The sequence below is a fragment of the Actinoplanes sp. NPDC049265 genome, assembly GCF_043197135.1.
Lineage (GTDB): Bacteria > Actinomycetota > Actinomycetes > Mycobacteriales > Micromonosporaceae > Actinoplanes.
Map to the genome: position 1 here is coordinate 61,446 of NZ_JBICSP010000030.1, position 11,881 is coordinate 73,326.

At 69.9% G+C, this 11,881-nt stretch carries 8 protein-coding genes; all 8 read right to left on the reverse strand.

Annotation, left to right across the window (positions count from 1 at the left end; genetic code table 11):
* Position 1 precedes the first annotated feature (1 nt).
* Positions 2–1,558 carry a PucR family transcriptional regulator gene (locus ACGFIO_RS41090; RefSeq protein WP_392835881.1) on the reverse strand — a complete coding sequence of 519 codons (1,557 nt, stop codon included), beginning with the start codon at positions 1,556–1,558 and terminating at the stop codon, positions 2–4.
* 70 nt (positions 1,559–1,628) lie between these two features.
* Positions 1,629–2,591, reverse strand: a complete 963-nt coding sequence (locus ACGFIO_RS41095; protein WP_392835883.1) for an ABC transporter ATP-binding protein — start codon at positions 2,589–2,591, stop codon at positions 1,629–1,631.
* Positions 2,588–4,582, reverse strand: a complete 1,995-nt coding sequence (locus tag ACGFIO_RS41100; RefSeq protein WP_392835885.1) for a dipeptide/oligopeptide/nickel ABC transporter permease/ATP-binding protein — start codon at positions 4,580–4,582, stop codon at positions 2,588–2,590. The genes ACGFIO_RS41095 and ACGFIO_RS41100 overlap by 4 nt, the downstream gene beginning before the upstream one ends.
* Before the next feature lie 3 nt (positions 4,583–4,585).
* Positions 4,586–5,545 (reverse strand): ABC transporter permease, encoded by a 960-nt coding sequence (locus ACGFIO_RS41105; RefSeq protein WP_392835887.1) that lies wholly within the window; start codon positions 5,543–5,545, stop codon positions 4,586–4,588.
* Positions 5,546–5,625: 80 nt separating this feature from the next.
* Entirely contained in the window at positions 5,626–7,209 is a 1,584-nt protein-coding gene (locus ACGFIO_RS41110) for an ABC transporter substrate-binding protein (protein ID WP_392835890.1), read from the reverse strand.
* 139 nt (positions 7,210–7,348) lie between these two features.
* Positions 7,349–8,731 (reverse strand): serine hydrolase domain-containing protein, encoded by a 1,383-nt coding sequence (locus ACGFIO_RS41115; RefSeq protein WP_392835891.1) that lies wholly within the window; start codon positions 8,729–8,731, stop codon positions 7,349–7,351.
* A 147-nt stretch (positions 8,732–8,878) separates the two neighbouring features.
* Positions 8,879–9,316 carry a peptidase inhibitor family I36 protein gene (locus ACGFIO_RS41120; RefSeq protein WP_392835894.1) on the reverse strand — a complete coding sequence of 146 codons (438 nt, stop codon included), beginning with the start codon at positions 9,314–9,316 and terminating at the stop codon, positions 8,879–8,881.
* A gap of 96 nt (positions 9,317–9,412) precedes the next feature.
* Positions 9,413–11,746, reverse strand: coding sequence for a ricin-type beta-trefoil lectin domain protein (locus tag ACGFIO_RS41125; RefSeq protein ID WP_392835896.1), 2,334 nt, complete (start codon positions 11,744–11,746; stop codon positions 9,413–9,415).
* Positions 11,747–11,881 lie beyond the last annotated feature (135 nt).

Sequence of the window (11,881 nt, forward strand, 5' to 3'; positions counted from 1 at the left end):
CCTACAAACGCAGCGCGAGAAGTTCGACGGCGACGACGAGCCGGTGGGCCGGATCGTCGAGATTCAGCCCGGAGACCTCCTGGACCCGCGTCACGCGGTACCGCATCGTGTTGACGTGCACGCCGACCGCGGCCGCGGCGGCCGGAATGCTGCCCGAGGCGTCAAGGTAGGCCTTCAGCGTCTCCAGGTAGTTCTTGCCGCGTTCCTCGTCCTGCCGGAGCAGTTCCCGGACACCCGGCAGGCGCAGTTCGGGCCGGTCTCGGACCAGTTCGCCCAGGGTGATCAGGACGTGCGTGATCCGCGTGTCGTCGACCGTGCCGACCCACCGGTCCACCGGCCGGGCGATCATGGCCTGCAGCACCCGGTCGGCGTCGGCGCGGCACTCCAGGACGTGGGCGAGACCGGCGCGCGGGTCGCTGATGCCCGCGATGACCCGGACGCCGAGCGTCCGGCTGGTGCGGGCACACACGTCGCCGGCCAGCGCCACCAGCCGGCCCGTGGTGGCGGCGGAGACGTCGGGGAACAACGCGTACACGGTCTCGCCGATCCAGCAGCAGAACACCTGCCGCCGGAAGGCCTCGCAGGCCAGCATGATCGCGTCGAGCACGCGGGTGCGGTTGGTCAGCAGTTCGGGGCCGCCGGTACCCGCGACGTGGAAGGCGGCCAGCTGGACGGTCGTCGCCGGGTCGATGCCCAGGTTCGTCTCCAGCCGGCCTTCGAGCAGCGCCCGCAACCGGAATCCGCGGTCGCGGCGGCTCGAGTCGCTGAACGAACGCAACCGCAGGAGGTGCATCGCGGCCTGCGGGGTGGACTGGGCCAGCACCTGCTCGGTCTCGGGGCCGAGCGGTTCGGCGCCGCTGACCACCCAGATGGAGCCCAGCACCTCGGGCCCGGCGCGCACCAGCGTCGCCACCCGGGCGCTGGCCCGGCCCTCGGGGTCGGTGACCCGGACCGGTCCCGGGGCGTCGGCCAGCAACCGGTAGTAGCCCTCGTCCTCGAGCCGGCGGGACCAGTTCGGCGGGTTGCCCCGCCCCAGGATGGTCTGCCGGCGCGCGTCGTCGATCGGCTGTTCGAGAGTGCTGTAGGCCAGCAGCGTTCCTTGCGGGTCCTCGATGGCGACGGCACCGCCCAGGAGTGCCGCGAGCGCGTTGGCGTACGCGAACAGATCTCCCTCGTGCGAGGGACCCTGCGTCGCCGCGGCGCGCTGGATCAGCCGGTACAGCTGGTCCCAGGACAGATCCTCGGCCACCGCCAGCAGACCGATGCCGCACCGCTGCGCCGCCGCGGCCACCGGCCGCACATCGCCCTTGAACGCCACGGCGGTGACTCCCGATCCGTCGAGCATCTCGATGATTTTGTCGGCCGGCGTCACATTGACGCCGAGCACCACGTCGCGCGGCGACAGGTCGGTCACGTCACACGCGTCCCACAGCCGGGCCCCGCCGACCCGCAGGTGCGAGCACTCGTTGTTGAGGAGCACCACGGCACCGGTGCCCAGCGCCTCCACGACTCGGCCCAGGGTGGGATCCCGCTCGTCAACCGCCATGTCAGCGAGCATTGCAGCCCTCCTCCCACCGTGCCATGCGGATCGCTTTGAATGTCCAGAAATCCAGCGATGCCCGTACGGGTCAACTCCCCGATCCGTCACCCGCGGCGAAGTGGCAGGCCGCCCTGTGGCGATGCTCGGCCGTGGGTTCCACGGTGCGGCAGATCTCTCGCTCGGCGTGTACCAGTGGACCGATCGGGCACCTCGGGTGATAGCGACAGCCGGTCGGCGGGTGGTGCGGATCGGCCGGCTCGGCGGCGGGCACGGACCGCGGATCGGCTTCCTTCGCGACCACGCCGTGGTGCGCGGGATCCGGCACCGACTCCAGCAGATCACGGGTGTACGGGTGCTGCGGATCGCTCAGCACCTGGTGCACGGGCCCGTGCTCGACGATCCGCCCCAGGTACATCACGGCGATGCTGGTCGCGATGTAACGCACCACCGCCAGGTTGTGCGAGATGAACAGCATCGACATCCCGAGCTCGCCCTGCAGCTCCCGGACCAGATTGAGCACGGCGCCCTGGATGGAGACGTCCAGCGCGGAGGTGATCTCATCGGCGATGACCACGTCGGGCCGGGCGGCCAGCGCACGCGCCAGCGCCACGCGCTGACGTTGCCCGCCGGAGAGCTGTCCGGGATAGTCGCGGGCGCGATCCGGCTCCAGATTGACCAGTTCCAGCAGGCGGGTGATCTCGCGGCGCCGATCGGCACCGGACCGCTGATCACGAGTCATCGTCTCGGCGACGATGTCCCCGATCGTCATGCGCGGGTCGAGCGACGAGTACGGATCCTGGAAGACCATTTGGAGCGAACGGCGGCCGGCCCGGTTTCGCGGTAGCTCACCGTCGACCAGAACCCGGCCGCTGTGCAGCGGTGCGAGTCCCACGACGGCGCGGGCCAGGGTCGACTTGCCCGAGCCGGATTCCCCGACCAGGCCGACGATCTCCCCGTCCGGAACGGTCAGGCTCACCCGGTCCACCGCGGTGACGCCGCTCCACCGGTTGCCGTAGCGGACACTGACGTTCTCCAGCCGCAGTTCGCTCATTTTCCGTTCCCGAACGTGAGGTTTCCGAGCGGTTCTCGCGTCCGCGCGTTCCCGGCGTCCCGGGTGATCGGTTCACCGGCATGCCAGCAGGCGACCCGTCGCCCGGCCGGATCGGTGACCATCGGCGGATCCTCCCGCGTGCACCGGTCGTCGGCCAGCGGGCAGCGCGGCGCGAAGGCGCAGCCGACGGGCACCTGGGCCGGCAGCACCGGGCGCCCCGGGATGACCGCGAGCGGCCGCCTCAGGTCGGTGCGCATGTTCGGGACCGCCGCGACCAGCGCACGCGTGTAGGGATGGCGGGCCGCTGGGCCGAGTTCGGAGGCGGGCAGGTCCTCGACGATGCGTCCCGCGTACATGACCATCACCCGGTCGCACATCTGACCCACCACTGTGACGTCGTGGCTGATCAGCATGACGGCGACGTGATCGGCGGCGCGGATCGCCTGCAGCAGGCCCAGAACCTCGCGCTGTACGGTCACGTCCAGTGCTGTGGTCGGCTCGTCGGCGATGATCAACGCCGGGTTGCCCATGACACCCATGCCGATCATCGCGCGCTGGCGCATGCCGCCGGAGAACTCGTGTGGGTACTGCCGCGAGCGCCGTTCCGCGGCGGGCACCCGCACCGCGCGGAGCCGGTCCACCGCCCGGGCCAATGCCTTGTTCCAGGTCATCCCTTGGTGCTGCCGGGCGACTTCGGCGAGTTGCCGGCCGATCCGCTGGGTCGGGTTGAACGATGTCATCGGGTCCTGGAACACCATCGCCAGCGAGGTTCCGAGCAGGTCGCGGTGGGTGCGGACGGTGCCGCCGAGCAGGTCGGAACCGAGGAACTCCAGCCGTTGCCCGTCGACCTGACCGGTTTCCTCGATCAGCCGGGCGACCGCGTGCGCGGTCAGGGACTTGCCCGAGCCGGACTCGCCGACCACCCCGACGGCCTCGCCCCGGCGCAGGGTGAAGCTCACTCCACGGACCGGCCGTACCGGTCCGTCGGCGCCGGCGAACGTGACGGACAGGTCGTGTACGTCGAGCACGACGTCTCCGTCGGTCTCCCGTTTCGCGCCGCCTCGGAGCTTCTTCAGGGCGGCCCGGAGCGGCCGGGTGCGGCCGCTCGTCGTGCTCAGACCCATCCCTTTGGCCACCGCCTCGCCGAACAGATTGAACGCGAGCCCGGCGATGACCACGGCGACACCGGGGGCGAGTGCGGCTGTCGGTTGTACGTAGATGCCGCTCAGCCCGTCGCCGAGCAACCGGCCCCAGTCGTAGCCCGGCGCCTGGACCCCGAGGCCGAGGAACGAGAGTCCGGCGAACGCGAGCAGGGCACCGCCCGCGCCGATCGTCGCGTTCACGATCAGCGGCTCGGCGATGTTGGGCAGGATGTGCCGCACCAGCAACCGGATCCGGCCGACGCCGGCGACCCGCGCGGCGGCGACGAAGTCCCGTTCGGCGATGCCCGCGACCAGCGTCTGTGACAACCGGCCGAACGCCGGAGCCCCGGCCAGCCCGATCGCGAGCACGGCGCCCCGTTCACCGACGCCGAAGATGACGGCGAAGAACAAGGCCATGAGCAGGCCGGGGAAGGCCACGCCGATGGTGATGACCGAAGTGACCAGCCGTCCCCCGCGGCGGCCGATCAGCACCGGCGCCGCACCGAGCAGCAGTCCCACGACCACGGTGATGGCCGTGGCCGTCAGGGCCAGTCCGATGGACAACCGGGTCGCGACCAGGATCCGTGCGAGCAGGTCCCGCCCGAGGTTGTCGGTTCCGAGCCAATGCGCCGCCGACGAACCCAGCAACATCTGATCCGTATCGACCAGGTCCGCGCGGTCCGACCACAGCCACGGAGCGATGACGGCCAGGACGAGCAGGGCGGCCACCAGCAGGCCCGCGCTCGCGCCGATGGGCTGTCGCAGGACGGCCAGCCAGCGCGCGGCCTTGCCCCGGCGCCTCGGGGAGTTCCCGCCGGCCCGGGGCGGGGCCAGGGTGGTCACGGCCATCGCTCAGCTCTCCCGAATCGTCGAGCGGGGATCGAGCAGGGCGAGTGTCACATCGACGGCCAGGTTCAGGGCGAGCACCACGACGCCGTAGATCAGGACGATGCCCTGGACGATCGGATAGTCCTTGACCAGAATCGACTGGACCATCGTGCTGCCCAGCCCGGGCCAGGCGAAGACGTTCTCGACCAGCACCGTCCCGGCCACCACCGACCCGAGCAACAGTCCACCGATCGTGATCACCGCGGTCAGCGCGTTCGGCAGGGCGTGGCGCAGATAGATGACGGGCGCCGGCAACCGTTTGGCTCGGGCGGTACGGACGAAGTCGGCCTGCAGGACCCGAACCATCTCGACCCGTGCGATCCGGGCCAGGATGGCCGCCGGGCCGACCGCGAGCGACAGCACCGGGAGGACCAACGATTCCGGCCCGGCCTGGCCGGCGACCGGCAGCCAGCCCAGATGCACGCCGAACACGTAGACCAGGCCCACCCCGAGCAGAAACTCCGGAACCGCGCCGACCAGCGCACCGGCCGAGGTGAACGCCAGCTCGGCCCGACCGGCGCGGCCGTCTCGCGTCAGCACGCCCATCGAGACTCCGAGCGGCATCGCGATCACCGCGGCGGTCAGGAACGCGAGGAGAGCGAGCTCCAGCGTCATCGGCAGCCGTTCGCCGATCACGTGCGACACCGGCAGGTTCGCGGTGATCGACGTGCCCAGGTCACCGGTGAGAACGCCACGCAGATAGTGCCCGTACTGCACCCAGAGGGGATCGTTCAGGCCCAGCGCGGCACGGCGCGCGTCGACCAGCGCGGCCGGCGCGGTCGGTCCGAGGGCACCCCGTACCGGGTCCCCCGGGATGAGGTGGATCATCGCGAACGACGCGGTGATCAGCACCCACACCGACACCACGAGCCGGCCCGCACGCCGCGCCGCGAACCGCGCCCAGGGGTGGTCGAGCCAGATCATGACGATTCGAGGCGTCGCCGCACCGAGGCCCGGCCCGTCAGCGACCGCGGACCCTCGTCCGAACGTCGATCGGGCGACGATCAACGGGCCACCATCCGGATGCTCATCGGAATCAGCGTCATCGCCTGGTCGAACCGGGCGCCGTTACCGAACGTCTTGACCGTCTGGTTGGCGAACGGAATCACGTCGGCCGCGCTGACCAGGTGCGTCTCGGCCGCCAGCCAGTCGGAGCACCCCGCCGAACCCGGCTTGGTCGCCGCCTTGGCCGCGCCGGCCTGGTAGTCGGCGTTGTTGATGCTCGCGAAGTTGGTGCCGTTCGGGGGGACCGCACCGGACAGGAACGGCCGGAGCTGGTCGGGGCTGCCGACACCCACCGGCTCCCACGAGATGTCCCAATCGCCGGTGCTGAACAGCGTGCTGCCGATCGCGGTCTGATCCTGCGGCTTCACTGTCACCTGTACGCCGAGCTGTTTCCACCCGGCCACCGCGAGCTCGGCCGCGGCCGAGCCGGCCGGACCGCCCGCGGTGTCGTGCACGAAGGTCACGGACAGGCTCTTGCCGTTCTTGGCACGGATGCCGTCCGGTCCGGCCGTCCAGCCCGCCTGGTCCAGCAGTTGGCCGGCCGCCGCGAGATCGTGGGCCGGGAGCGCATCCGGTACCGACTTCCCCGGGCAGGCCACCGGCGGGTCGGCCGCCAGCGTGGTGGCCGGTCCACCGCGCCCGGAGGTGATCACCTTGGCCAGCTGAGACAGATCGAGCGCCTTCGTCAGGGCCAGCCGGATCGGCTGTTCCGCGGTGACCCGGCCCTTGGACTGGTTGAACCACATCTCGCCGAGAAGATTGTTCTGGTCGCTGGAGTACAGGTGAGCCGCGGTCAGCCGCTGGGCATCAGGCCCACGGACCGTCGCCGCGTTCAGGCCACCGGACAGCAACAGGTTCGCGGCGGTGGTCTCGTTGGCGATGACCTTGACGACGACCTCGGCCGGCAGGCCCGGGGTCGAGGTGCTGGCGCCGCCGGGCCCCCAGCTGTAGCCCGCCCGCCTGGTGTAGGTGTATTGATTGCCCGGCTCGGCCAGCTTGAGCTGGTACGGTCCGGTGCCGTTCGTCTGCCGCGCCAGAGTCTTGCGATCCTTCATGCCGGCCGCGCAGACCATCGGCAGGTTGCCCAGCCCGGTGAGTACGAACGGCGCGTCCGGTGCGGCCACGGTGACCGTTCCCGCCTGGTCGTCGACGGTGGCGTGCGCACCGTAGGGCAGGAGAACGCCGAGAAACGGGCTCTTGTTCTTCGGATCCGCGACGTAGTTGACGTTGGCGGCCGCGTCCGCTGGTGTGAAGGGCGCGCCGTCCGAACAGGTGACGCCCTTACGCATCGTCAACGTCACCTTCGTGCCGTCGACCTTCCACTCGGTCGCGAGGCCGGACGAGATCTTCCCGGCGCTGTCGGCGTTGAGCAGGTGGTCGTACGCGAACTGGCTCATCTCGAAGACGTTGCTGGTCACGGAGCCTTGCGGATCCAGGTTCCCCGGATCGGCGCTGACGGCCAGGGTGAAGGTCGCCCCGTCGACGACGGCGCCCGCCGATCCGCCCTGGTCTCTGGTTCCACTGCACCCGGCCGCCATCGTGACGACGACACATGCTCCGGCAACTGCTGCGTACGACCTCATGCCGCTCTCCCGTTCCTCGATCCGGCCCATGCAGCCTGCGCCGTCACGTGAACGCCGTCTTACGTTGCGGGCGACGAGATTCACCGTCTGGTCTGGTGTATCCGTACGACGAAATGTGCGCGTGAAGGAGCACGCGCGCTCAAACCCGGCTCGCCAGCGGGGTGGCCTGGGCGCCCAGGTGGAGATAACGGTCCCCGTTCTCCAGTTGGTAGAAGACCGCCGGCAGCCAGCTCTGGCGTCCCGGGACCTGGGTCAGGAACGCGTTCGGCCCGAACGGGATCAGTGGAGACTCGATCTCGTCCGCGCCGAGCGAGACGGCGAGCACCCCACTGGGCCGGGTGACGAGAACCAGACCGTCGGCACGATCCTCCACGAGGTAGGTCATCAGGACGCTCTCGTAGGTGCCGACGACGCCGGCCGGGTCGGCCGGCACCGGCTCCGGCGGGGGCTGCGGGGCCGGCGGCATGGTGACGCCGGCGTGTTCGAGGAGCAGTTCGGCGAACAGGTCCTGGTAGAGCTGTTCGGCGTCGCCCCCGCTGACCAGCAGGGCGACGGTCGTCGGCACGGGACCGGGGACGATACGCAGGTACGCGTTCTGCCCGAGCGTGACTCCGTCGTGGCCCAGCACCGGGCGGCCCCAGTCGAACAGCATCCAGCCGAGCCCCACGTGAGCTCCCGACGTCCAGGGCTCCGGGACCGCCACCTGCGGGGTCCGCATGGCGGCCGCCGACTCGGCGGAGATCAACCGCTCCCCCGTGGCGGTCACACCGTCCGCGAGGTGTAGCCGCGCGAAGGTCAGCAGGTCCACCGCACGGGCGTGGATCAACCCCGAAGGTCCCACGCACCGCGGCAGTCCCCATTCCGGGCTGACCTCGGTCCCGAAGTGGCCGACCGCCGCCCCCCAGAGCAGTGCCTCCTCGGGAAGAGTTCCGGCGGCGGGCAGCCCGAGCGGTACGAACAGTCGCTCACGTACGACCGCGTCCCACGACTTGCCACGCAACACTTCGACCAGACGGCCGAGCAGCACGAAACCGGCATTGTTGTAGCTCATGGTCGCGCCGAGTGGGTGGCTGTTCGCGAGGCCGGACATCGCGCTCACATAGCGGGCCAGGTTGTCGTCGCCGCGACCGGCGTCGGGAAAGAAGTCGCCACCGATGCCACTGGTGTGGTTGAGCAGATGGCGGGCGGTCACCGCCGCGGTGGTCTCCTCGTCCAGGACCCGGAAGTCGGGCAGGTAGCAGATCAGTGGGGTGTCGAGGTCGAGCAGCCCGTCGTCGACGAGCTGCATCACGAGCGTGGCCGTCCAGACCTTGGTGATGCTGCCGATCTGGAAGACGCTGTCGACGGTCACCGGCGCCCCGGTACGCGTGTTCAGCACGCCGGTGGCGGCGGTCGCCGACCAGTCGCCGACGGCCACGGCGAGGCTGGCCCCGACGACGTGGTGCCGCTCGGCCAGGGCAGCGAGCCGGTCCTGCAACGTGGCATCGACGTCGGACATCAGCGAGCCTCTCCAGTCGGGCAACGGGTCATGATGGGGACGATAGTGACCGCCCCGAGCACCCGTCCTTGTACGGATCTGCGAATTCCGGTACCGCCGGTTCGTACCGTTTGACCAGGCCACACCCCTCCAGACGCAACGCGCTCAGGGAGGAGCGGGCCTGGTCGGTGATCAGCGGCCGAACGGTTGAGCCGACCCGGCCACGCGGGTCTTCCGGGAACCGGAGACCACCCAGCAGGCGGGCGGGTCTTCCGACGGCGCCCAGCGGACGGAGGTGACCTGGTCGTCGGCCTCCGAATCGGTGATGTTGGCCCAGGTCCGGGCCGGCACGTAGGCGGCCCAGGCACCGTCGAAGTCGAGGTCCGGGTACAGGCAGATCCCTCGGGTGGTCGAGTTGTTGGCCACCGAACTGGTCCGATCGTCCATGTTCTGGACGCGCAGATCCGGCCGGTCGGCCTTGGACCAGATGCCGGGGCCACCGCCGTCTGGGTCCGTCCACAGGCAGAAGAGGTCGGCCGGACAGTCCGAGAACGCGGCCTGGGCGGCGGACGGCGCCACGAACACCGTCACCAGCCCCAGTGTCGCGGCGGCGCCACCAGCGATGAACATGCGTAGGGACCTCATGCGTGTCTCAACCTCCTGAACAGATTCGGCTACGACTGTTAACACGGCGACGGCATGTAACTCTGCATCGGGCAATTCGGGTCATGGTGTGATGCGTTGCCACTTCTGGGCGGTTGTGCCCACGCAGGGGGCGATCGTCAGGTCGCTCTGGAACCCGTTACCGGTGAGGCATGTTCCCGAGGCCGCGTTGCGCAGCGTTTCCGCCACCGGGTCGAACCGCCATCGCTGAACGTCGCCGCCGTCACAGGTCCACAGCACGACCTTGGTTCCGTCGGTGATCGCCCGGCCGCTCAGCGACAGGCATTTGCCGGCGAGGGTCATGCGGTCCCCGCTGACCGCCACGTTCTGCTGCGGGATTCCGGTGCACTCCTGAGACATGATCCGGTTGCCGTCGGCCGTCCGGCCGTCCCAGTTGTCCAGGCAGAAGCCGTTGCCGTCGCGCACCGCGCCGACGAAGTCGACGACCGTCCAGACGACTGTGACACCCGTCGGGGTGCCGGTCGGCGTCCTCGCGGTGATGACGCTGGTGTAGCTGGCCGCGGCGGCGGTCGTCCGGCCCGAGACGACCCCGGTGGCGCTGTCGATCGTCAGGCCCGGCGGCAGGCCGGTCGCCTGATAGGTCAGCTCCGTTCCCGCGATGGCCGGCTCGGCTCGTATCCGCAGAGTGCTGGCCTGCCCGGTGCCGATCGACTGGGCGCCCGGGTGGATGACAGTGACGTCCTGCCCGGGTAGCTGCCATTGCTGACCGGGGGTGCCCGCACACGGGGTGACGGTCAGGTCGCGCTCGAACCCGTTCGCGGTCAAGCAGGTCCCGGAAGCGCCGTTTCGCACCGTCCCGGCGGCCTGATCGATCTGCCATTTCTGTGCGTCACTGCCGTTGCACCGCCACAACACGACCTTGGCACCGACGGCCACCTCGCCGTTGTGCAGCGACATGCATTTTCCGGCGAAGCCGACCTGGGTGCCGGTGATCGCCGCCGTCTGCTGCGGAATCCCGGTGCACTTCTGAGACATGATCTGGTTGTCGTCGGCCGTCCGGCCGTCCCAGTTGTCGACGCACTGGCCGGTGCCGTCCCGCAGGGCGCCGGCGCGCTCGGCCGCCGTCCACACGAACGAGGTGACGCCGCTGGCATCGCCGGCCGTCGCGGTGACCGTGGCCAGGCCTCGGCCCGGGGTGATCACCACACCTGAGATCAGCCCGGTGGACGCATCGATCGAAACACCGTCCGGCAGCCCTTCGGCGCTGTATCGCAGGGTGCCGGCCGGCGGCTGCTCCGTGGTGATGGGCAGCGCCTTCGCTCCCCTGGTGGCGAAGATCGCCGGGCCGGGATAGGTGACACGGATCGGCGCGCACGGCACGCCCTGCGCGACGCAGGCGGCGGGAGCATAGGTCACTTGGGGAAAGTCTCGCTTGGCCTGATCGAACTGGCTCCGGGAGAATCCGGAGTTGAATGCGAAGGCGGCCCGGCCGCTCACATCCTCACCGACGGCGCCGCTCAGGAAGTGGACGAACTCGCCCGCGTTCATCCGGCGGCCGTAGACGAGGTTTCTGCCGTTGTTCTCCGCCGACGTCGGAAAATGGCGCGACAGCAGTCCGAAGAAGCGGTCCATCACCGCCGGTGATTTGCCGGAGGCCTGCCAGATCGGTACGAACCAGTCGCGGAACCAGGCGGCCGACTTCCCACCCGCCGGCAGGTCGTCCTTCCCGTTCATCCACTGGTTGAACACGCGATAGGCGTCCTCGGCCCGCCCCGCGTGCCAGTAGAAGTCGAACACGCAGAACTCGGCCCACTTGCTGTCGCCCCAGATCGAGAACGCCGGGGAGTCGTGCACACCCTGGCCGGCGCCCTCGACCTGATGGCAGGCCTCGTGCACGATCCGGTCGCGCAGGCTGTCGTTGTTCGGCGACCAGCTGGCCGAGCCCACGTCGATGGTGTTGCGATAGCCGGAACCGGCGTCGAACCGCTGTTGGATCGTGCCGCCACGGACGGCGTCGCGGTGCAGGAACGCGACCAACGGTTTGGGAGCACCGAACTTCTCACACCCCGGCCCGATCGGCGCCGGTAGCTCCCGAGGGACCGCGCAGTCGCCGTACGAACGTTTGAAGTATTGCCAGACATCGGTGATCAGCGGTCCGATCCAGGCTGTCTCGGCCGCCGGCGCGGCCTGGAGGCCGTCATCGAAGTAGAGCGCCACGTCGGCGTCACAGTCGATCCTGGTCATCGATTGCCCGTGGCCTTCGATGTAGTCCGTCAGCACACTCGGGGCGTCCACGTGGCATCCGGCGTCGGCCGCCGGTGGCGTCTGTGCCGCCTCCGCCGCGTGCACGGCGAAGGCGGAGAGGAGCAACGCGACCCAGGCGAAACCAAGCACGCGCAACTTGCTGCTCCGCAACGGGGAACTTCGGGTCCGCATGTATCGATCCATCCTGTGACGCTCGACGACTACTGCCGGACCACCGGGCCGGACACTTGCAGAGACGGAGCCGGCCGCGCGAGCGTTCACGGCCTGATGTTTTTCGTCCGAAACGGCCGGACGCGGTGACAGTCA